This window comes from Streptomyces xantholiticus (assembly GCF_014651015.1).
Taxonomy (GTDB): Bacteria; Actinomycetota; Actinomycetes; order Streptomycetales; family Streptomycetaceae; genus Streptomyces; species Streptomyces xantholiticus.
Window position 1 is genome coordinate 104748 of sequence record NZ_BMWB01000009.1, and the last position, 20211, is coordinate 124958.

Annotated in this window: 20 protein-coding genes, 1 tRNA gene and 2 pseudogenes; 9 read left to right on the forward strand and 14 right to left on the reverse strand. The window is 69.8% G+C overall.

The genetic code is table 11. From position 1 onward, the window contains the following. Positions 1-14: 14 nt before the first annotated feature. The 4 genes from IE198_RS16325 to IE198_RS16340 all read right to left on the reverse strand — a co-directional run bounded on the left by IE198_RS16325 (position 15) and on the right by IE198_RS16340 (position 2811). Complete coding sequence (locus IE198_RS16325) at positions 15-467, reverse strand: copper chaperone PCu(A)C (RefSeq protein ID WP_189887116.1); 453 nt, start codon at positions 465-467, stop codon at positions 15-17. Continuing rightward, a complete protein-coding gene (locus tag IE198_RS16330) occupies positions 464-1162 on the reverse strand; it encodes an SCO family protein (RefSeq protein WP_189887118.1) in 699 nt (232 codons plus the stop codon). Before IE198_RS16330 ends, IE198_RS16325 begins: the two co-directional genes overlap by 4 nt. A gap of 37 nt (positions 1163-1199) precedes the next feature. Beyond that, complete coding sequence (locus tag IE198_RS16335) at positions 1200-1934, reverse strand: YcnI family copper-binding membrane protein (RefSeq protein WP_189887120.1); 735 nt, start codon at positions 1932-1934, stop codon at positions 1200-1202. 94 nt (positions 1935-2028) lie between these two features. Further along, a complete protein-coding gene (locus tag IE198_RS16340) occupies positions 2029-2811 on the reverse strand; it encodes a hypothetical protein (RefSeq protein ID WP_189887122.1) in 783 nt (260 codons plus the stop codon). A gap of 192 nt (positions 2812-3003) precedes the next feature. Here IE198_RS16340 and IE198_RS16345 point away from each other — a divergent pair, with 192 nt between their 5' ends. After that, a complete protein-coding gene (locus IE198_RS16345) occupies positions 3004-3465 on the forward strand; it encodes an ATP-binding protein (protein ID WP_189887124.1) in 462 nt (153 codons plus the stop codon). A gap of 26 nt (positions 3466-3491) precedes the next feature. On the opposite strand, the gene IE198_RS16350 is transcribed toward IE198_RS16345, so the two are convergent. Beyond that, entirely contained in the window at positions 3492-4982 is a 1491-nt protein-coding gene (locus tag IE198_RS16350; protein WP_189887126.1) for an aminopeptidase P family protein, read from the reverse strand. 121 nt (positions 4983-5103) lie between these two features. After that, on the reverse strand, positions 5104-6642 hold the full coding sequence (locus IE198_RS16355) for a PP2C family protein-serine/threonine phosphatase (RefSeq protein WP_189887128.1): 1539 nt from the start codon (positions 6640-6642) through the stop codon (positions 5104-5106). Between the two features lie 512 nt (positions 6643-7154). On the opposite strand from IE198_RS16355, the gene IE198_RS16360 reads away from it, so the two are divergent. Then, complete coding sequence (locus tag IE198_RS16360; protein ID WP_189887130.1) at positions 7155-7931, forward strand: bifunctional DNA primase/polymerase; 777 nt, start codon at positions 7155-7157, stop codon at positions 7929-7931. 1020 nt (positions 7932-8951) lie between these two features. Here the strand turns inward: IE198_RS16360 and IE198_RS16365 are convergent. The 3 genes from IE198_RS16365 to IE198_RS16375 form a co-directional block, all read right to left on the reverse strand. After that, complete coding sequence (locus IE198_RS16365) at positions 8952-9944, reverse strand: DUF5926 family protein (RefSeq protein WP_189887132.1); 993 nt, start codon at positions 9942-9944, stop codon at positions 8952-8954. 257 nt (positions 9945-10201) lie between these two features. Further along, complete coding sequence (locus IE198_RS16370; protein WP_189887134.1) at positions 10202-10801, reverse strand: ATP-binding protein; 600 nt, start codon at positions 10799-10801, stop codon at positions 10202-10204. A gap of 92 nt (positions 10802-10893) precedes the next feature. Further along, positions 10894-11694, reverse strand: a complete 801-nt coding sequence (locus IE198_RS16375; protein ID WP_189887136.1) for a glycerophosphodiester phosphodiesterase — start codon at positions 11692-11694, stop codon at positions 10894-10896. Between the two features lie 265 nt (positions 11695-11959). On the opposite strand from IE198_RS16375, the gene IE198_RS16380 reads away from it, so the two are divergent. Beyond that, positions 11960-13486 carry a S1C family serine protease gene (locus tag IE198_RS16380; protein ID WP_189887138.1) on the forward strand — a complete coding sequence of 509 codons (1527 nt, stop codon included), beginning with the start codon at positions 11960-11962 and terminating at the stop codon, positions 13484-13486. Positions 13487-13873: 387 nt separating this feature from the next. Here IE198_RS16380 and IE198_RS16385 read toward each other — a convergent pair whose 3' ends face one another. Beyond that, positions 13874-14665: a hypothetical protein gene (locus IE198_RS16385; protein ID WP_189887282.1), complete on the reverse strand. Its 792-nt coding sequence runs from the start codon at positions 14663-14665 to the stop codon at positions 13874-13876. 196 nt (positions 14666-14861) lie between these two features. Between IE198_RS16385 and IE198_RS16390 the strand changes: the two genes are divergently transcribed. The 5 genes from IE198_RS16390 (at position 14862) to amaP (ending at position 17295) form a co-directional block, all read left to right on the forward strand. After that, positions 14862-15293, forward strand: a complete 432-nt coding sequence (locus IE198_RS16390; RefSeq protein ID WP_189887140.1) for an Asp23/Gls24 family envelope stress response protein — start codon at positions 14862-14864, stop codon at positions 15291-15293. Between the two features lie 38 nt (positions 15294-15331). Continuing rightward, a complete protein-coding gene (locus tag IE198_RS16395; protein ID WP_189887142.1) occupies positions 15332-15559 on the forward strand; it encodes a hypothetical protein in 228 nt (75 codons plus the stop codon). A gap of 260 nt (positions 15560-15819) precedes the next feature. Continuing rightward, on the forward strand, positions 15820-16002 hold the full coding sequence (locus tag IE198_RS36600; protein ID WP_373299880.1) for a hypothetical protein: 183 nt from the start codon (positions 15820-15822) through the stop codon (positions 16000-16002). Beyond that, positions 15999-16697 (forward strand): DUF6286 domain-containing protein, encoded by a 699-nt coding sequence (locus tag IE198_RS16405; RefSeq protein ID WP_189887146.1) that lies wholly within the window; start codon positions 15999-16001, stop codon positions 16695-16697. The genes IE198_RS36600 and IE198_RS16405 overlap by 4 nt, the downstream gene beginning before the upstream one ends. A gap of 4 nt (positions 16698-16701) precedes the next feature. Beyond that, on the forward strand, positions 16702-17295 hold the full coding sequence (gene amaP / locus IE198_RS16410; protein ID WP_189887149.1) for an alkaline shock response membrane anchor protein AmaP: 594 nt from the start codon (positions 16702-16704) through the stop codon (positions 17293-17295). 89 nt (positions 17296-17384) lie between these two features. On the opposite strand, the pseudogene IE198_RS36350 reads toward amaP, so the two are convergent. Beyond that, a pseudogene (locus IE198_RS36350) lies at positions 17385-17647 on the reverse strand (site-specific integrase); the annotation flags it as partial. 372 nt (positions 17648-18019) lie between these two features. On the opposite strand from IE198_RS36350, the gene IE198_RS16415 reads away from it, so the two are divergent. Next, positions 18020-18104: transfer RNA gene (locus IE198_RS16415), tRNA-Ser, on the forward strand. A gap of 118 nt (positions 18105-18222) precedes the next feature. On the opposite strand, the gene IE198_RS16420 is transcribed toward IE198_RS16415, so the two are convergent. The 3 genes and pseudogenes from IE198_RS16420 to IE198_RS16430 form a co-directional block, all read right to left on the reverse strand. After that, the gene (locus IE198_RS16420; RefSeq protein WP_189887151.1) at positions 18223-18420 is read right to left on the reverse strand and encodes a hypothetical protein; all 198 of its coding nucleotides are present in this window, start codon (positions 18418-18420) and stop codon (positions 18223-18225) included. A 216-nt stretch (positions 18421-18636) separates the two neighbouring features. After that, positions 18637-18861 (reverse strand): annotated as a pseudogene (locus IE198_RS16425) (UTRA domain-containing protein); the annotation flags it as partial. Positions 18862-19120: 259 nt separating this feature from the next. Further along, positions 19121-20059: a GlxA family transcriptional regulator gene (locus IE198_RS16430; RefSeq protein WP_189887153.1), complete on the reverse strand. Its 939-nt coding sequence runs from the start codon at positions 20057-20059 to the stop codon at positions 19121-19123. Positions 20060-20211: the final 152 nt, after the last annotated feature.

Genomic DNA, 20211 nt, shown 5'->3' on the forward strand with positions numbered 1-20211 from the left:
CAGTCCCTGGGTGCTCAGTGCTTCTGCGGGTTGTGGGTGGTCTCCCTCACGGGAAGCTCCACCTTGATCGGGTCCGACTTCTCGAAGTGCAGCTCGATGGAGACCGTGTCGCCCTGCTTCGGCCGGCGTTTGAGTGTCATGAACATGATGTGGTTGCCACCGCGTTCGAGGTCGAGCTCGCCGCCGGCCGGGATGTCGAAGGACGTCACCTCCTGCATCTTCTGGTTCTTCGTCTCGTGGATCGTGACGTCGTCGGCGATCGTGCTGGTGACCGAGGTGAGCCTGTCCGCGCCGTCGCCGTCGTTCTCGACGGTCAGGAAGCCGGCGGCCATGTCGCCGACCGGCTGGGGCATGAACGCGCCGCTGACCTTCAACTCGGGCCCGCTGTCGGCCGAGCAGCCCGCCGACGCCAGGCCGGCGCCGAGCGCGAGCGCGGTGACGACGGCGAGCGGGGTGCGGCGGGTCACGGCTTCTCGCCGTTGATCAGTTTCGGCAGGTCCGCGGCCCATTCGTCGGCCGTGGTGTCCTCGCCGTAGATGACGTAGCCCTGGTCCGTCTTCGGGGAGAAGGCGACTACCTGAGCGCCGTGCATGGACACGACGGTGCCGTCCTTCTCCTTCTTCGGAGCGTCGATGCCGATGCCGATCTGGCGCGCTCCCGCCTGGATGGTCGGGAAGTCGCCGCTCAGCCCGACGAAGGACGGGTCGCCCGCGCTGGGCAGCCACTTGCCGAGCTCGGCGGGGGTGTCCCGCTCGGGGTCGGTGGTGACGAAGACGACCTGGAGCTTCTCCTGGTCGGCCTTGGGCAGCTGCTTCTTGGCGACGGCGAGGTTGCTCATCGTCAGGGGGCAGACGTCGGGGCAGTGCGTGTAGCCGAAGTAGATCAGCGTGGGCCTGCCCCTGGTCTCCTCCCTCAGGTCGTACTTCTTGCCGCTGGTGTCGGTCAGCACGAGGTCGGGCTTCGTGTACGGCTGGGTGAGCACGGTCGCGGCCTTGGTCTTCGGCTCCGCGGAGACCTGACCGACGGGGCTGCCGGTGGCGCCGTCGTTCTGGGTGACGGCGACACCCGCCGCGACCGCGAACGCGGCCGTGACGGCGAGCGCCGCGATCAGCGGCGTCCGTCGGCTGCGGCGGGGCTCCCCGTCGCTCTTGGGGTTCTGCATCGGTTTCTCTTTCACAACGGGTTCGGAACGGGCCGGGTCAGGCCGAGCGACGGCGGCCGGCGAGTACGCCGAAGACCACGCCCGCGGCACCGACGAGGATGCCGACCGCACCCAGGATGCGGGCTGTGGAGTCGCTGCCGTCACCGGAGGCCGCCCGGGACGCCGCCTCATCCTCGTGGCCGGCGGCGTTGGCGTCGTCCTTGGCACCGGTCGCGGTCGCGCCGTGGTGGTCGTCGGCCGCGGCCGACAGCTTGAGGACCGGGGCAGGCGACTCGGGTTCCTCGCCGCCCTCCTTGGGCTCCTCGATCCAGCGCACGACCTCCTTGTTGTCGTACGTCTGGATGGCCTTGAAGACCAGCTGGTCGGCATCCTCGGGCAGCCGGCCCAGCGAGAGCGGGAACTGCTGGAACTCGCCCGGCCCGATCTTGGTGCCGTCAGCGGTCCAGGTGACCTTGGTGACCGCTTCGGTGATCTGCTTGCCGTGCACCTCGAGCGGCTTGTCCAGCTCGGACTTGTCGACCTTGACCTTCCAGCCCGGTACCGCCTGCGGCATCACGGACGACAGCGGGTGCTCGGCCGGCATGTTGATCTCGACCCTGACGGTGGAGGCATTGTCGCGCTCGTTGGGCACCTTGACGTTGACGACCGCGTAGCCGCCCTTGGCCGCCTCGCCCTGCGGCTGGACGCCGACGTGTGCCGATGCGGCGCCGCAGAACAACAGCATGGAAGCGGCAGCGACGGCGGACGCGGCGGCGATACGGGAAACGTTCATGACAGAAAGCTCCACGGTGGGAAGTGGTGTGGTGTGCCGTCGGCGCACGGGTGCGCGCGGGCATCGCGGCACCACTCCCGTCGAGTGGGCCGCGTCAGGCGCTGAGGACGAATACGGGCGGCGGCCCGCGCCTGATCACCGTGTGCTGAAGTTCCCGGCCCGCGCAGGGCGGAGGAGGCCCGTCCGCAGCCGGTACGGGATGCGCGCCGGCACCCGACGCCCCGGGAAGCCCGGCACGCAGGGCACGTACGAGGACGAGCGCGGCGCGCAGCGGGTGCAGCCACGCGCTCCGGGCGGCCTCGTGGGCCGACTCGGCGGAGAGCCGGATCAGTCGCAGCAGCGCCGCGTCGCCGCGTCGCAGCAGCAGCCCGGTCGCGATCGCGGCCAGCAGGTGCCCGAGCATCATGGGCAGGGACGGCAGCAGCTCCGGAGCGGCCAGGGCGTCCGCGGTGTGCGCATGCGCCGCGTGCGCGTCGGGGTCGATGCCGGCCAGGGTGACGATGCGGCGGGCGTCGGCGGGACTCAGCGAGGAGGCGCCCGCGCCGCACACGAGCTTCGCGGCCATTCTGATCAGAGTGTCGTCCGCCGTCGGTGCCAGGCGCAGCTGCGCCTGGCCGGCGGCGAAGAGCATGTGCAGACCCAGCTGACCGACGGTGAGCATTCCGGCGATGGCCGGCAGTGAACGCTCCCTGCCCGCAAACGGCGTGACCAGGACGAAGACCCCGGCGAAGCCGAGCGCCAGGGTCCACAGGGGGACGGCCCGACAGGCGGCCAGCACATGTCCCGTCCCGGACAGCGCGACGCAGACCGCGGTGAACACCGCGGCCCTCAGCAGCCGTAGACCGGCTCCGGCGCGTGCGTGGCGTATGGACGACATGGCCGGCTCATCATCGCACTGCGGTGCCGGCGCCTGTACGGCAGGTCCGGAAGATCCCCTTTTCCGACATACATCGGCGGGCGTGGACCGCGCATCCGCCGAACGAGGGCCGTCGCGGCGACGGTGTGCTTACGGAGCGTGCCGTGGGGCAATACGTATCGGTATGTCGAGCCGCGGCCAGGAGGCTGGAGCATGAGCATCTGGTGGTCCCTCCATTTGCGGCGTGAGGCTGCGAGCGTGCCGCTCGCCCGGCGTCTGCTGCTGGGCACGATGGAGACCGCGGGCGTCGATCCGGACATCTCCTACGACCTGTCGGTCGCACTGACCGAGGCGTGTGCGAACGCGGTCGAGCACGGCGGCGACCGCGACACCGACGAAGCGTCCAGGGCGTATTGCGTGACGGCCTACCTGGACGGCGAGAAGTGCCGTATCGAGGTGGCGGATTCCGGCCCGGGCTTCCCGGCGAGCCGCGGCGTCCTGCGGGGCCACGCCGCCGCTCCTTCACCCGTCACCGCGGAGAGTGGCCGGGGGCTGTGCCTGATCGAGCAGTTCGCCGACCACGTCCACGTACGCAACAGGCCCGGACGCGGCGCCGTGGTCAGCTTCGACAAGGTCCTCAAATGGCGGGAGGGCACGCTGCTCGACGTGTCGTGAGCCGCGGCCCCTCCCCCGGAAGTCGACTACTCGCCCTGCTTGAGCGAGGCCATCCACGCCTCGACCTCGTCGGCCTGGCGCGGTAGCGCCGACGAGAGGTTCCGGTTGCCGTCCTCGGTGACGAGGATGTCGTCCTCGATGCGGACGCCGATGCCGCGGTACTCCTCGGGCACGGTGAGATCGTCGGCCTGGAAGTACAGACCGGGCTCGACGGTGAGGCACATGCCGGGCTCCAGCGTGCCGTCGACGTACGCCTCGGTGCGCGCGGCGGCGCAGTCGTGGACGTCCATGCCGAGCATGTGGCCGGTCCCGTGCAGCGTCCAGCGGCGCTGCAGACCGAGCTCGATCACCCGCTCCACCGGGCCCTCGACCAGGCCCCACTCCACGAGCTTCTCGGTGAGCACGCGCTGCGCGGCGTCGTGGAAGTCGCGGTACTTGGCACCCGGCTTCACGGCCGCGATGCCCGCCTCCTGGGCCTCGTACACGGCGTCGTAGATCTTGCGCTGGAGCTCGGTGTAGCGGCCGCTGATGGGCAGGGTGCGGGTGATGTCCGCGGTGTAGAGGGTGTGGGTCTCCACGCCGGCGTCCAGCAGCAGCAGGTCGCCGGAGCGGACCGGGCCGTCGTTGCGCACCCAGTGGAGGGTGGTGGCGTGCGGGCCTGCGGCGCAGATGGAGCCGTAGCCGATGTCGTTGCCCTCGACGCGGGCGCGCAGGAAGAACGTGCCCTCGATATAGCGCTCGCTGGTGGCCTCGGCCTTGTCGAGGACCTTGACGATGTCCTCGAAGCCGCGCGCCGTGGAGTCGCACGCCTTCTGCAGCTCGCCGATCTCGAAGTCGTCCTTCACTGCACGGGCCTCGGAGAGGAAGACGCGCAGCTCCTCGTCGCGCTCGGCGGTGACCTTGTCGGTCAGCGCGGCCTCGATGGCGGCGTCGTGACCGCGGACCACCCGCACTGGGCCGGTGGCCTCGGTCAGCTTGCCGGTCAGCTCGCGCACGTCCTCCGCGGGAAGGCCCAGCAGTTGCTCGGCCTCCGCGAGGGAGTGGCGGCGGCCCACCCACAGCTCGCCCTGGCCCGAGAGCCAGAACTCGCCGTTCTCCCGGTTGGAGCGCGGCAGCAGGTGGATGGTGGCGGTGTGGCCCTCGCCGTGGGGCTCCAGCACCAGGACGCCGTCCTCGGTCTGGTCGCCGGTCAGGTACACGTACTCGGTGGCGGCGCGGAAGCTGTACTCGGTGTCGTTCGAGCGGGTCTTCAGATTGCCCGCGGGAATCACCAGGCGCTCGCCGGGGAAGCGTGCCGAGAGCGCGGCCCGCCTGGCGGCGGTCCGATCCGCCTGCGGGATCGGCTCGAGACCGTGCAGCTCGGTGTCGGCCCAGCCGGAGCTCATGTTCTCGGCCAGCTCGTCGGACACGCCCGGGTACAGGCCGTTCTTGCGCTGCTTGATCGGCCGCTCCTCGCCCTCCGTGCCTGCCGCGTCCGCAGCAAGTTCGGATTCCGCCGGGGTGAGCTCCTCAGCCACATCTGCCTCCTGGGCCTGTCGGCCTTGACCGTTACGACTCGGGCCCCTCTGCCGGGTTCGGCGCAAGGGACCTCTCCATCGTATGTGTGACCGGCTGACGGCCCGCAGGGGTGGTGAGGAATCAGTCGAAACGGGCAGCGAGCAGGACGATGTCCTCCCCGCCGCCGGCGGTCTCCGGGCCCTCGGGAAGCATCGTGCGCAGCACATGGTCGGCGATCGCGGCAGGGCTGGAGCGCAGGGCATGCGGAACGCTCGCCGCCGCCGAATGGAGCCTGGCGAAGGCGCGGTCCATGGGATCGCCGCTGCGCCGCAGGAGCCCGTCCGTGTACAGCAGCACCGTTTCTCCAGGCCGGGGGCACAGCTCGACGCTCGGCGCCTCCCAGCAGGCGAGCATCCCGAGCGGAGCGGACAGGGAGGTCTCGACGAACTCGGTCCGCTGCTCGCCGATCACCAGCGGCGGCGCGTGGCCGGCACCGGCCAGCACGATCTTCCGTTCGGCGGGTTCGGCGTACGCGAAGAGCGCGGTCGCGGTGCGTGCGGGCTCGGTGAGGCGCAGCAGCAGCTCCAGATCGGACAGGACGGCCACCGGGTCCTCGCCCTCCATCACCGCGTACGCCCGCAGGGACGCCCGGAGGCGGCCCATTGCGGCGAGCGCGCTCGGGCCGCAGCCGCTGACCGAGCCGACCGCGAGGCCCAGAGCTCCCTCCGGCAGCGGCAGCGCGTCGTACCAGTCGCCGCCGCCCTGCCGGCCCGTGTGGTGCCGGGCCGCGAATTGGACGCCGGGCACCCGCGGCAGCCGGCTGGGCAGCAGTTCCTCCGCGACGGTCGCGACGGTGGTGCGGGCCTGCTCCAGCTCGAGCAGACGGGTCAGATGCTCTGCCGCGTAGCGCATGTAGAGGCCGACCAGATGGCACTGGCGCTCGACGGGCGTGGCCGGTTCGTCGTAGAGCCACACGGCCGCGCCGAGGGTGCCCGACTCCTGGGTCGCCAGCGGCACCGTGTAACTGGCCGCGTAGCCGAGGCGGAGTGCGACTTCGCGGTGGAGGGGGTCGAGCGAGTCGTCGGCGAAAAGGTCGGGGTGGGCGACGGGCCCGGGGACGCCGGACCGGCCGCTGTGGTGGCCGTCCAGGATGCGGCCGTACGCCGTCGCGCCGCGCGGCACCGTCTCGATGTGGCCGAGGTCCGAGCGGCTCAGGCCCAGCCCTTTGGCGAGGCCCGGGCCGCGGTCGTCCTCGAGTGGGCTGTCGCGCGCGGTGTCGTGGGCCGGTTCGAGAACGACGAGACCGCGACGGGCGCCGACGAGTGCGGCGCCCGCGCCGAGCAGTTCGTCGAGGGCGTCGTCCAGCGTGCCGGTCCTGATCAGACGTTCAGTGAGTTCATGGAGCGTGGTGAGATCGGATACCCAGCCGGCCAGCCGGTCCTGAAGCACCGCACCGGCCGCGGGGAGCGCGGGGGAGGCAGCGGGCATGGGTGCGGAATTGTGCGCGGGTGCAGGAACTGTTGAGTCGATTCCAGCCACTTTCGGCAGGTGAGGGGCGCTCATGGCAGCCGGCTTTCCGGCAGGTGCGTTTTGCTCAATAGCATCGCAAACCCCCATGTCATTCTGCGCCGCTATCAATGCATCCACATCTACACGCACACATAAGGTGATGTCCAGCACTGTCCCGGTGGGATTGATGGTGTCTGGGAGGTGGTGCGAGCGCCGGTTAACTTGGCTGAAAAATGCATGTGATGGCAGTGGATCGGTGTCGACTGAAGGCGTTCGGCAGGGGGTCTCCCAAGGGCGAAGGCCCTCGGGGGAAGCGTCATTGCAAGCGTGCCGGGTACGTAAACGGTGATGGATCAGGGGCAGTTGAAAGCGCCCCGGAACCTGGCGGTGGGCCCGGGCGTCCTAACAGACGCAGGCCACGCCTCATCCCCGAGTGGCGGGGAAGAACTACAGCGGGACAGCAAGCGCCAGGCGCGCGCCACCCCTCGCCACGCGTTTAATGGACCACGGCCCACGTTTCGGCCCCCGGGCGACGATGCTGTCGTCGGCGGAACAGGGGGCGCCCATGCCACAGGCAAGGGGCGATGAAGCGCCGATCAGTACGCGCACTTGTACGCACAGTGAAGAGCGACACACCTGATGTGATGTGGACCCCGGCGTTCAACGGAAAGGAACGAGCGCTCATGCGCGAGATCCTCGGAAGGCGACGCAGGCTCCGGTACCGGCGCAAGAAGGGGCCTGTTCAGCTCGAAGCGGCGCTGACATGCGCAGTCGAGTGGCAATGGCCCGTGCTTCCCGGTGTGGGACTGAAAGCGGCAGGCGGTGACCGGCCGGCGGACCACGGCAGAGACCGCGGGGCCCGCGGGCCCCGCGGGTGCGCCTGCCCCGATCCCGAGTGCGTCGTCCCCGGCGCGCACCCCTTCGATCCAGGCATCCTCGCAGCGACCACCGATGAGCGCATGATCCGCTGGTGGTGGACCAACCGGCCCACCGCCCCCATCGTGCTGGCCACCGGAGGCCCCACCAGGGCGGCTGAAGGATCCGACGCAGGCCGTGCGCCGTGCGCCGTGAGCCTGCCCGCGGTGGCCGCCGCCCGTGCGCTGTCGGTACTGGACCGGATGGACATGCGACTGGGACCGGTCGTCGCCACCCCCACCCGGTGGTCGCTGCTGGTGGCCCCGTACACCCTGGAACAACTCGGCGAACTGCTCTTCGTCAAGGACTGCGTGCCGAGCTCCCTGCGCTTCCACGGCAGCGGCGGCTATCTGGTGCTGCCGCCCTCGCAGACCGGCTGGGGACAGGTGTGGTGGGAGCGGGCGCCACTGCCCGGTTCCGCGGCGCCCTGGCTGCCGGACGTGGAGGCGGTCGTCGACGCTCTCGTCGAGGCGAGCGCGAGCGGCGCATCCGGGAGCGGGCTGCACCCGCCGGAGTCGGGGGACGGCAGCCGGCTCACCTACTGAACGGCCGTCTTGTTGCAGCCGGTCCGGCTTCGTCATCGGGCCCGTCACTCGTACGGGTAGCAGCGGTGCCGAGTTGTCGCGGAAATGGGCGTGCGGCCCGCCGTGCGTCCCGCACTCCGCCGATATCTCGGGCCGTCGTGAGGAATTCCCAGAAGCCGGCAGGTGGCCGATGAATCTCCGCGTGATCGGGCCGCTGCCGTGGTGGTCACCGCCACCCTGGTGCCGCTCGTCGCGTCGGCGGGACATGCCCGAGCGCCGAAGCCGGTGACCGGTCGAAGACGGCCCTTGCCGACCAGGCGAAGGCCTGGGTGGAGAACACGGGGCCGGTCCGCTGCCGGGATACGACGCCGCCGCCAAAGACGGCGAAGCGGACCCGGCGGATACACCCGGTGCTCAGGACGAGCGAGCCGCGGCCAACAGTGCCGTACGGGTCGGCGGACGAGACGGCGAAGGGGTTGCCGACCCCGCCGCGCGGAAAACCTCCCGCTGCAGGCCGGAACTCGCCTCTCCGGCGGCATCGATGCGCAGACCTGTGTACTCACACGGGGCGGCCTGACCTGGGCGCGTACCTATTACCGCAATGCGACCGGCGAGAAATTGACGGCCGTACTCACTCTGATGGCCCCCGGCGGACGTACTGTGCAGATCAACTGCAACGTCGATGCGGGCGATGAGCGGCGTACTTGTGAAACTCCTCATGAGCCCTCGCGCGGCGCCGCTTCCGCCTACTGGGCAGTGGTCGAGTTCGCCGCCCACGCCGGGACGGGTGACAGGCCACTGTTGCCGCGCCCAGCAGGAACTCGTAGGAGCGCGGGGGTTGTTGGGCGACGGATGGGCCGCCGGAAAAATGGAAACGCCCGATCGCTGGCGACGGGGGATGCACCAGCGACCGGGCTTCTAGAACGGTAACAAGAGATCTGCGGTTCGCAAATTCGATCTCTCGTATTCGGACAGGGATTTACCTTCCGATTGAGCGAGTTGTGACTGGTGTCACCCGACGCCCGGCGGTAAGCGCCACTCTCAGCTGAGAGTCACCTGGCGGTTGGTGAGACCGCCGCGGGCCCGGCGCTCCTCCGCGGTCAGCGGAGCGTCGTTCTCCAGTGCGGCGGCCAGTCGCTCGGCGAACTCGGCGGCGGGCTTCTCGCAGTCCTCCGCACCCATCGTGGTCGGCAGGTCCCACACCGGGACCATCAGCCCGTGCGCGCGGAAGGAGCCGACCAGCCGCGTCCCCTCGCCGAGCGACGAGCTGCCCGCGGCGTGCAGCCTGGCCAGAGCGTCGAGCAGCCGCTCCTCCGGGTGCGGCATGACCCAGCGCAGGTGGTTCTTCTCCGGGGTTTCGCACCAGTAGGCGGCGTCGACGCTCTCGAGCTTCACGGTCGGGATGGCTGCCGCGTTGGCACGCTCGAGCGACGCGGCCACATCGGGGGCCGCCTGCTCTGCGGAACCCGGAATCCAGAACTCGAATCCGGAGTGGACGGTCGGCTCGAAAGCGGCGTCCGTATCGAGCAGGTCCTGGAGCCGTACGCCGTCGGCCGCGGCGGAACCGGTGGTGACCGGGGAGCCCGGAGCGGCGGTCAGGGCCCGCTGCAGGGTGCCCGCGAGATCACGGCTGAGGTCACCGGAGGGGGTGTCGTTCTGCAGCCCGAGCAGGACCGAACCGTCTTCGCGGCGCAGTGCGGGCCATGCCATCGGCAGCACGGTCGCGAGCGTCACGGAGGGCACGCCCTCGGGAAGACCGTCCTTCAGGGTGAGTTCGACGGTCGCGGCGGGTACCAGCTCGCGCAGGGCCACCCAGTCGCACTCGCCCGGGAGCCCCTCGAAGGGGCGCTGGACCAGCACGGTCACCGCGTGCGAGGCGGCCCGGCCGTGACAGGCCTTGTAGCGGCGCCCGGAGCCGCAGGGGCAGGGCTCGCGGGCTCCCACGACCGGAACCGGCTCATTGACGCCTGCGGCGCGGGCCCCGGTCTTGTGCTGAGGCTTCGTCGCCTTCGTCTGGGGGCGCTTCTTGGCCATGGTGTGGCTTTCTCCCGGTTGCGGCGGTGCTGTGTCGGGCGCGAGCCTAGCCGTCCGTCGGCGCCGTGGGGGAGCAGTGGGCCCAAGGCGCCTTTCGAGTCGGCGCGACCGGCGGATCCGTACGCGCGTCGCAGTCCGCGCGGGGTCCCCTGTTTCGTCCGCAGGTCGCGTTCCGTGCGGCTCGCTTCCGTCATCGCGGTCCGTCCACGGGGCGCAGCCCGTATCCGGGGCGGGGGCGGTCTGCCCTGACGTCCGCCTCAGTCGAGATCGTCGAAAGCGTTCGCGAAATCGAACGACGGGCCCGCCACACGCGTGACGAAATCCTCGCGTCGATGTCCTTCCGTGACGATCACCCACACCGTGACCTCACCGGTTGCGCTGTCGCGTACGCCCCACTCCTGCGCCAGCGCTGTGATGATGTTGAGCCCGCGGCCGCCTCGTGCGGTGACCGAGGGCGTGGCCGGAACAGGGCGGGTCGGACCACCTCCATCCGTCACCTCGACCGTGAGCCGCCCGGCCTTGTCGACATGCCACGCGGCCCTTACGTCACCGTCGCCCGCGTCCCCGTGTCCCAGCGGTCTGCCATGCCTGCACGCGTTGCTGAGCAGCTCGGAAAGGATCAGTACTGCATCGTCGACGACCGACTCCGACACACCGCTGCGGGCCAGCTGCTCGCGCATCCTGTGTCGCGCCTTGCCCACGCCCGCAGGGCCATGGGGTACGGCCATGCTCGACGACGTGGGCACCTCCTGTGCCACCACAAACGCCACCCCCGAGACCTCCTTTGCCCCACGCCACGGTGTGAATGCCCCAATGGACTGGACCGGAAACCGGCCAAGGCGCCACCAGTGACGCACTCGACACGATCGGACAGGTACCGAACGCGCCGGTGCACTCCCTGGGAGACGGAGCGCGAGACAGGAGCCTGCGGGCCGGATCAGAGCCTGGATCAGAGCCGGCCCAGCTGGGACAGCACCTGCTTGGGACGGTTGGTGATGATGGCCTCCACGCCCAGCCGTGCGCACAGCTCGACGTCCTCCGGCTCATTGACGGTCCAGACATGGACGCGATGGCCGGCGCGGTGCAGCCGGTCGACATAGCCGGGGTGGTTGCGCACGAGCCGGATGCCGGGGCCGGCGATCCGCGCACCGGCCGGCAGCCTGCCCTCGCGCATCCGCGGAGTCATGAACTGCATCAGGTACACGGTGGGGATGCCGGGCGCGGCTGCCGCGATCCGGTGCAGGGAACGGGCGGAGAAACTCATGATGCGCACCGCGGAGTCGTCGGGTGACGCCGGTGCGGCCAGACCGAAGCGTCCCAGCAGCTGGAGCAGCCGCTCCTCGACCTGCCCCGCCCAGCGTGTGGGGTGCTTCGTCTCGATGGCCAGCTCGACGCGGCGCCCGGAATCGGCCACCAGCTCCAGCAGCCGCTCCAGAGTGAGCACGGAGGTGAGCGAGGGGTCACGCCAGTCGGGGCTCTCCGCCGCGTCCTTCCAGGAACCGAAGTCGAGGGCGGCGAGTTCCGCGAGCTCGAGGGCGGAGACCGCGCCCCGTCCGTTGGAGGTGCGGTTCACCCGGCGGTCGTGGACACAGACCAGATGCCCGTCGGCGGTGAGTCGTACATCGCACTCGAGGGCGTCCGCGCCGTCCTCGATCGCCTTGCGGTAGGCGGCCAGGGTGTGCTCGGGGGCGTCTTCCGATGCGCCTCGGTGGGCGACGACCTGAATGCTGTGCTGCCGTGCTTGGGTCACCGCGTCATGGTGTCACCGTCACGGGGAAGGCGTGTGCAGGTGTGGAGGATGACCCGATGGACGCCGTGAAGGTGCGTCCCTTTTGCCGGAAGTAAAGGATTGCCGGGATACGCACAGGTCCTGCTTACAGTGGCCTGACGTGCTGTGGGAAAGGCTGACACCGGACACTTGCGCAGCGGAAGCCATGGACGTGACCCGGTTACCGGTCGGCGAGCGGATCCGCCGCCGGCCGCAGACCGATGTGGAACCTGAGGAGAAGAGAGCTGTGAGCACCGAGAACGAGGGCAACGCGGTCCCTGCCGCCCCGTCCGTACCTCCTGTGCCGGGCGCCGCTCCCGAGGGATCGACGGCTCCGGCCCCCGGAGCCGGGTCGCACGACGTGACGGCAGGTGGGACGGCGGACGGCCCCGCTCCTGCCGCCCCCTCCCGCCCTGCGTACGAACCGGCGGCGGCGTCGCCGGAGGCGCCCGGGCACTCCCCCCGGCCCGAGCCCGCCACGGCGCCGATCCCCGTCCATGGCGGGGAGGCCCCGCCGTCCGCGCCGGCGCAGCACGCCGGAGGCGGCTGGCCTCCGCCGCCGCCCACGGTCCCCTCCTACGGAGGCGGCAGTGGCGGTCCCGCGTGGGGAGCGCCGCTCCCGGAGCAGCGGCCCGGGCGGAAGCGCGCCGGCGGCCTGGCGGCCGCCGCCCTCGCAGCGGCCCTCGTCGCCGGCGGTGTCGGCGGTGGCGTCGGCTACTGGGCGGCCGAGCGGAACGACAACAGCTCAAGCTCGACCACGGTCTCCGCGGCCAGCCCAGGGGACCTCAAGCGCGACCCCGGCACGGTCGCCGCAGTCGCGGCGAACGCACTGCCCAGCGTGGTCACGATCGAGGCCAAGGCGAACGGCGCGGACATCGAGGGCTCGGAAGGCGAGGGCGGCACGGGCACCGGCTTCGTCTACGACAAGGAAGGCCACATCCTCACCAACAACCACGTGGTGGCCTCCGCCGCGGACGGCGGCACCGTGTCGGCGATCTTCTCCAACGGCAAGAAGTACGACGCCGAGGTCGTCGGCCGGGCCCAGGGCTACGACGTGGCCGTCCTGAAACTGAAGAACGCACCCGCCGGCCTCGACCCGCTGGCCCTCGGTGACTCGGAGAAGGTCGCGGTCGGCGACTCGACCATCGCGATCGGCGCGCCCTTCGGGCTGTCCAACACCGTCACCACCGGCATCATCAGCGCCAAGAACCGCCCGGTCGCCTCCGGCGACGGCGCCAGCGGCAAGAACTCGTACATGAGCGCCCTGCAGACCGACGCGTCCATCAACCCGGGCAACTCCGGCGGCCCGCTCCTGGACTCGCGCGGCGCGGTCATCGGCATCAACTCCGCCATCCAGTCGGCGGGCAACGGCGGCTTCGGCCAGACCCAGGCGGGCTCCATCGGCCTCGGTTTCGCCATCCCCGTCAACCAGGCCAAGACGGTCGCGGAACAGCTCATCAAGACTGGCCGGCCGGTCTATCCGGTGATCGGCGCCACGGTCGACATGTCCGAGCAGGGCTCGGGCGCACGCATCACGGAAGAAGGCGCGGGTGGCAGCCCTCCGGTGACCCCGAACGGTCCGGCGGCGAAGGCCGGGCTCAAGCCGGGCGACGTCATCACCAGGTTCAACGGCAAGCCGATCGACAGCGGACCGACCCTGATCAGCGAGATCTGGACCCACAAGCCGGGCGACAAGGTCGCCATGACCTTCGAACGCGACGGCAAGTCCCAGAACGTGGAAGTCGTCCTCGGCGAACGCAAGGGCGACAGCTGACCCACCCCACCCCGCCCTTCCCGTAAGGCTGCTGCGCCCCACGACGCGGGCCCGGTAGTCTGTAGCCCGCTCCGCAGCAGGTGAGGCGGGGCGTGGGTGGGTTGCCCGAGCGGCCTGAGGGAACGGTCTTGAAAAACGTGAGGACGTGGAAGCGTCCCCGTAGGTACGGATCCCGCCGACTCCGCAGCTCATAGACGTGCTGGTCAGAAGGGGTGCCTCTCACTGAGGGGCACCCCTTCTGCATGGGGCTGTCTCACCTTGATTCGGCTCTGTCGCGGTGTGGATCAGCGCGTGTGGACCAGGCGTGGACCAGCTTTGGCCTGCGAGACAGCCTTGATTGCAGGGGTCTCCAGACCTCTTGAGCAACCAGGTTTGACGCCTGGCCGGCTAGGTCGCGGTTTCTGTGATGAGGACGGCGGCGGTGACCGGGTCCGGGGTGTCGGTAGTGGCTGAGTCGGCTACGGCGGCCCGGACGGCGCGGGCGACTTCCAGTGGATGGTGTCCGGGGGCGACCGCGAGCTGGACCTCGATGTGTCGGCCGGGTGGGTCGTCATGGTGTTCCACCTTGACCGGGCGGCTTCCCAGTGCGGCGGTGAGTCGGGCGACGCCCGGAACGGCCGCCGCGACGTCGGCCAGCTCCCCGGTGGGCCCCGGCGTGGGCCCTATTTCGGTCGCCGGGTGCGAGCTTCGCGCTGCTGCACCTTCCGGCGGGGGCTTCATGGCCCTCTTTGAGGTTCGCGACCTGCCGACTGTCTCCGGGCCCTCATGGAGATCTGTGACGCGCAGGTCAGCTGTCACTGCGGCCAGGCCGAGCCGTTCGGCGGCGGTGCTGAGCAGTGTGCTCCTCAACTGATCGGCGGTCTCAGGCAGCGGCTGTCCGAGGGATGCTGTGAAGGCGGCTTCGATCCTGAGCGGTCCAGGCGGTAGCGCGCTGGCCGGTGGACGGACGGCCGGCTCGGACACGGGCTCGAGCGGTGCCGACCCGATGCGCAGAGACTCCAGCCAAACACCGGGAATCTCAGCGGCAGCGTGCCCGAGGACCCGGACGGCCGCTTGCTCAGTGATCCATGTCCCGTCGTCGGGCCCGCCGAGCGGGAGCAGCCGGCCCAGATCGAGTTGGCGCCGGACTGCCTGCATCCACGCCTCAGTCACCTGACCTCTCACCGCCTTTTCTTGCATGGCCCACAGCCGCGGTTCTTTTGCTGCCACGCTGCGCCCGAGGTCCCCAAGGGCTTCGAGCGGGGGCGCTCGTGGCACTCGCACCGCCCGCCTCATGATTCGCATTTCGGACAATGGGTACTAACGCGAACTATAGTATTAACAGCGGTGCCAGGTGGGCTCCTTGATTGAGGGAGGAATGGGCTCGATGACCTCGATGACTGAGAACACCGGCGTAAAGCAAGTCGGTGCGCCCGGCTCTCGCGGCCGGACCGCCATTGCCGATGTGGTGGTGGAGAAGATCGCCGGAATGGCGGCACGGGACGTGCTCGGCGTCCACGCCCTGGGCAGCAGAACCGCACGCTCGATGGGATCCATGCGGGAGCGGATGCCTGGTGCTGATAGTGGCAAGTCCGTCACGCGCGGCGTCAGTGTCGAGGTCGGCGAGCGACAGGCGGCCATCGATCTGGAGATCGTCGTCGACTACGGCGTGTCGATCACGGACGTCGCCGGTGCAGTTCGGGAGAACGTGATCTCCGCTGTGGAGCGGATGGCGGGTCGCGAAGTCGTGGAAGTCAACATCATGGTCAGCGACGTGAAACTGCCGGACGAGGAGGACGAAGGCGAAGAGCGGCAGCGGATCCAGTAACCGGGGCGGAGCAGCCCGCTTGAGAGAAGGAGCGCGTGATGAGCAGGGCCGTGGTGGGCTTGATGGCCGGAATGGCGCTGGGCTTCGCCGCGTATTTCGGTGACTTCTGGGCTTTCGTGCTGGTGCTGGGGCTGGGCGTGGTCGGCCTTGTGGTCGGGCGGCTCATGGAAGGTGATTTCGAACCGGGCGACTTCGTCCGCCGCCGAGACCGGCAGGAGCGGATCCGCGATGACCGGCGACGGGCTCGGGGAGACTGGCTGCGGTGACCGGTGAAACCGATCGGCGCCCGGGCATCCCCCGCGGGGAGCGCGGTGCGACCACCGTCGCCGACCGGGTCGTTGCGAAGATCGCCTCCCAGGTTGCGCGCGATGCGCTGAGCCGGTTCGCCGAGTCGGCCGGCCACGTACCACCCGGCCGCCGGACACCACGCGTGACCACAGCCGTGCGGCGGGCACCGGAGCGGAATGCCGCAGGACGAGACGGAGAGTCTGCAGTCAAACGGCAGGCGGTGCTTGGCGAGGTGCGGATGCGTATCACCGTGGAGCTCGGCTATCCGTCCGACATCGGGGCACAGTGCGCCGCAGTGCGCCGGGAGGTCACCGACCGGATCAGGACGTGGGCCGGCATGGACGTCCCCGACCTCGCGGTGTCGGTCGAGAGGCTGCACTCGGCGCACTCGCGGCACACGGACCAGGAGAGGGTGAGATGAGCGCGAACACCTGGCGGCAGCCGACCGGCGACAGCGACCTCCCCGACCTCTCCCCCGATCACGGACAAGCAGCTCCGTCCACCGATGGCCCACCGAGCACGGGCGCGACGGCAGCGGTCGATGAATCGGGCCGGTCCGCACGCCGTTTCTGGTCCGCGCGGCGGATCCCCGCCGCCATCGTGGCCCTGCTGTCCGCGGCGGCTATCGGACTGCTCCTGTACGACGTGGTCTCGGTGCGGGCAGGCCAGTCTGCGATGCGCTGGCGCCGGCGGCTCGCCGAGGAACTGGCCACACGGCCACTGGACGACATCTGGATGATCGTCGGGGCCGCGGTGGCGATGGCCCTCGGCCTGTGGCTCTTCCTGCTGGCGGTGACGCCGGGACTGCGCAGGCTGCTGCCTATGCGGCAGCCCACCGACGTCCCCGGGACAGGGGAGGTCCGTGCCGGGCTCGACCGCCGCGCGGCCGCTCTGGTTCTGCGCGACCGGGCCGTGCGGGTGCCCGGTGTCCAGTCGGCACGGGTCGCTGTCGGCCGCCGGAAGGTCAAAGCCCGGGCACAGGCACATTTCCGCGATCTCGACGAGGTCCGCGCGGACCTGGACGCCGAGCTGGGCGAAGCCGTGACGTCCTTGGGCCTAGCCCGGCAACCCACGTTGGTCGTGCGCGTTCGGCGCCCGAAGAAGGGCTTGAGGTGATTCGATGCTCAAGACGGCGAACCGGGTGCTGCTCGGACTGCTTGGCCTCGGACTGTTCGCCCTGGGCGGCGGTGTGCTGCTGGGCGCACTGGACCTGCAGCGCCAATGGGATTTCGACGTGCCGGGCTGGTGGCCCTTCCGTGGGCCGGACGATGTGGTGCTGGGCACCGAGGGACGCACCCGGTGGCGGGAAGAAGGCTGGTGGTGGCCGACCGTCATCGCGGTGCTCGCCGTGCTGCTGGCCCTGCTGCTGTGGTGGCTCCTTGCGCAACGCAGACACCGCCTGGACCGGGTCCTCGTCAACAGTGAGGACGGCGCGGCGGCCCGACTCAACGGCCGCACACTGGAGGACGTCATCGCGGAAGAGGCGCAAGCCCTGGACGGGGTCTCGCGGGCCCATGTCCGGCTGACGGGCCGACGCACCGCCCCCACCGCGCGCGTGCGGCTGTTGCTGGAGCCTCACGCGGATCCGGTGCGGACTCTGGGAGAACTGAGCCGGGAAACGCTCGTACACGCGCGGGACTCGGCCGGCCTGGATCGCCTCCCGTCGAAGGTCCGACTCCGGGAAGCCCGCCACCGCGCCCAACACGTCGCCTAGGCACGCCAAGGGCCGACCCGAAGTGGGAATGAGCGACGAAGGCGCCGTCCCACTCGCACTGCTGGGGCGGCGCCTTGTCGGGCAAGGAGCTACTCGTCCGCGGCTTCTAGGGCGCGTTGGATCTGCTCATTCGCACGCTGCTGGCTTCGATGTATTGCCTTCGCGTAGAAGCGGAAGAGAACCGCGATGCTGTGGCCTGCCCGGCGTGCGACCTCGGCCGGGGAGACGCCGGACTCAAGCCAGAGCGAGACGCCCGCGTGACGCAGGGAGTACGGCACGTCAGCCAGGGGGAAGCCGCTTCAGAGCCGGTCAGCACCGCGAGTCGAGCCGCTTTCCAAGCCTCCCCGTACTCTGACCTTGGCGTAACTGGACTTCCTTGCATCGGTGGCCAGTTGCTGTGTAGACCTGCACAGAAACACACAACTTGGGGGTCGGCGTTCTGCAGGGCCTGGTCGAGGGCAAGCGGCCGGCAGTTGTGCGCGTGGTCCGGACGAGGCGCACCAGCGCCCAGGCCCTGCCGCACAGGCGCGGGAACCGGGGGCGACGGATGCGGTCGGCATGACAATAGGCTTGCCCGGTGTCGGCGTGAGCCTTGGCCCAAGCGTCGATCCGAAGGGATCTTGGGCCGAGTAGGAGGTAGTGGACCCTGTGTGGACCAAGAACCCCGCGCGAGGCTGGAGGCCGGTAGGCTGTAGCCGCTCCGCCCCAGGTGGGACGGAGCGCAGGTGGGTTGCCCGAGCGGCCTAAGGGAACGGTCTTGAAAACCGTCGTGGCGAGAGTCACCGTGGGTTCAAATCCCACACCCACCGCGCAGGTGAACGGCCCCTGACCAGGTAGTTTGGTCGGGGGCCGCTCTCATGCAAGTTGCTCGTCAGTAACCGCTGTTCCCCGCTGTTTCCCGATCGATCGGGCACGGGAGGGGCACGGTCAGTTGCTTCGCTTGCGGTCCTTGGCTGCTGAGCCGCCGACCGCGATCAAAAGGGATGCGAGGGCGATGGCATCGGCGTAAGCAGCAACGGTGATACCTGCCGAGGGCCAAGTGATCACGACGAGAACGATCACGATGACCGGCCACGGCTTTGCTCCGTGGTTTGACAGGTCCCACGGGGTAAGGGACACCCCCATTGTTGGGCCTCCTAGAGGTTCGGAGCCCGCCCTGCCGTGCACGCCTAGGAACCTGTTCGGCGAGGGCGGGTTTTCTGCGCTGCGGGGCTCATGGTGACGCAAGAGCGGGAGTTCGCAAATTCGATCCTCAAAATTACGACGGAGCCGCGAACTGACTCTCAGGCTAGATGATCTTCTCGAAAAGCCGCAATGCGGACATTCTTTGAGGGTGTGGCCACCCAGCCTGGTGTAAGTACTCCGGTGAAGCTCCATGACCGGCTCACCCGGTGGAAGTTGCAGGAGCTTGGCCTCCTCGGCCGTGGGCACGCGCGCGAACAGTGCTTCTCTCATGTGGTCGATCTCGTACCCCGCGTCATAGAGCACCCTGTAGCCACCGCCCCTGCCGGCCGGTCCGGGCGTCGGGTCGACCAGTCGCGTCCCCTCGACATGCTCCGGCCGGTAGCCCCGTGGAGCGCGGCAGGCAACTCCTCATCGGCGTCCAGATGTCGCACTGCGAGTAGCAGGTAGCCGAGCAGCTGCCACACGACGTCCTTACGGAAGGCCTGCGGATGCTTGGTGCTTTTGAAGTCGAGCAGCAGGCCGTCGACCACGATGTCGGCGTCGGTGTTGATGGCCACGCCCGCGAACGTCGCTCCGCCGATGCAGTAAGGACCGTTTGTGAGACGCCGCTTCCGCCGGGTAGGGCGTGATGGGCAAGGTGTCAGCTGAAGGTACGGCGGTAGGTGTAGGGGCTGACGCCGGTAGTCTTCTTGAACCGGTCGCGGAAGGCGGTGGGTGAGCCGAAGCCGACTTGGGCGCCGATGCGTTCGACGGAGTGGCGTGTGGTCTCCAGGAGATGCTGGGCCTGGCGGATGCGGGCGCGGTGGAGCCACTGGAGCGGGGTGGTGCCGGTCTGTTCGCGGAAGCGGCGTATCAGGGTCCGGGTGCTGGTTCCGGCGTGGGCGGCGATATCGGCGAGGGTGAGATCGGAGCCCAGGTTTTCCTGCAACCAGAGCAGCAGCGGTTCGAAGGTCGAGCCCTGAGGGGTAGGCACGTAATTCTGGACGATGAACTGTGCTTGTCCGCCCTCGCGTTCCAGGGGCATAACGGACAACCGGGCGGCGTCGGCGGCGACGGCCGAGCCGTAGTCGCGGCGAATCATGTGCAGGCACAGGTCCAGGCCCGCGGCGGCGCCAGCCGAGGTGAGCAGCTGGCCGTTGTCGACGTACAGGACGTCCGGGTCGACCTCGATGTCCGGGTGGGCGGCGGCCAGGAGATCGGCCGCGATCCAGTGGGTGGTGGCACGCAGGCCGTCGAGAAGTCCGGTGGCGGCTAGGGGGAAGGTGCCCGAGCAGATGGAGGCGATGCGCGTGCCGTCTTCGGCCGCTGCTCGCAGCGCGTCGCGGACAGCGGGGGCGAGCGGGGTCGCGGGGGCAGATGTACCGGGCACGATGATCGTGTCCGCGCCCTTGAGCCCCTCCAGTCCCCAGGGCGCGCGAAGGGTGAAGGCACCGGCATCGATCTCCGGCCGCTCGGCGCACACGCGGAGCTGGTAGCCGGGGCGTCCGTCCGGGAGGCGGGTGCGGGTGAAGACCTCGATCGGGGTGGACAGATCGAAGGGGATCACCTGGTCCAGCGCGAGGACGGCAATGGTGTGCATGGCCAGAAGATACCTGCCCTCCGGTGGCCTGCCTTGGTCTCAGCACCGTGAATTCTCTGCTTTAGCCAGTTCAAAGCCATCCCTGCAATCGTGGCGGTATTCCGTTGGAGGGCGTCACTAATGCCACTGGGAGACAGGTTGGCAGCCGGTTA

What these genes read in the sequence shown, in the direction of transcription:
- IE198_RS16385 (WP_189887282.1), bottom strand. Translation starts at nt 14,665, where the DNA reads ATGCAAGAAAAGGCGGTGAGAGGTCAGGTGACTGAGGCGTGGATGCAG.
- IE198_RS16405 (WP_189887146.1), top strand. Translation starts at nt 15,999, where the DNA reads ATGAGCGCGAACACCTGGCGGCAGCCGACCGGCGACAGCGACCTCCCC.
- IE198_RS16395 (WP_189887142.1), top strand. Translation starts at nt 15,332, where the DNA reads ATGAGCAGGGCCGTGGTGGGCTTGATGGCCGGAATGGCGCTGGGCTTC.
- IE198_RS16330 (WP_189887118.1), bottom strand. Translation starts at nt 1,162, where the DNA reads ATGCAGAACCCCAAGAGCGACGGGGAGCCCCGCCGCAGCCGACGGACG.
- IE198_RS16365 (WP_189887132.1), bottom strand. Translation starts at nt 9,944, where the DNA reads ATGGCCAAGAAGCGCCCCCAGACGAAGGCGACGAAGCCTCAGCACAAG.
- IE198_RS16335 (WP_189887120.1), bottom strand. Translation starts at nt 1,934, where the DNA reads ATGAACGTTTCCCGTATCGCCGCCGCGTCCGCCGTCGCTGCCGCTTCC.
- IE198_RS16430 (WP_189887153.1), bottom strand. Translation starts at nt 20,059, where the DNA reads ATGCACACCATTGCCGTCCTCGCGCTGGACCAGGTGATCCCCTTCGAT.
- IE198_RS16340 (WP_189887122.1), bottom strand. Translation starts at nt 2,811, where the DNA reads ATGTCGTCCATACGCCACGCACGCGCCGGAGCCGGTCTACGGCTGCTG.
- IE198_RS36600 (WP_373299880.1), top strand. Translation starts at nt 15,820, where the DNA reads ATGCGTATCACCGTGGAGCTCGGCTATCCGTCCGACATCGGGGCACAG.
- IE198_RS16345 (WP_189887124.1), top strand. Translation starts at nt 3,004, where the DNA reads ATGAGCATCTGGTGGTCCCTCCATTTGCGGCGTGAGGCTGCGAGCGTG.
- amaP (WP_189887149.1), top strand. Translation starts at nt 16,702, where the DNA reads ATGCTCAAGACGGCGAACCGGGTGCTGCTCGGACTGCTTGGCCTCGGA.
- IE198_RS16420 (WP_189887151.1), bottom strand. Translation starts at nt 18,420, where the DNA reads ATGGGGGTGTCCCTTACCCCGTGGGACCTGTCAAACCACGGAGCAAAG.
- IE198_RS16360 (WP_189887130.1), top strand. Translation starts at nt 7,155, where the DNA reads ATGCGCGAGATCCTCGGAAGGCGACGCAGGCTCCGGTACCGGCGCAAG.
- IE198_RS16390 (WP_189887140.1), top strand. Translation starts at nt 14,862, where the DNA reads ATGACTGAGAACACCGGCGTAAAGCAAGTCGGTGCGCCCGGCTCTCGC.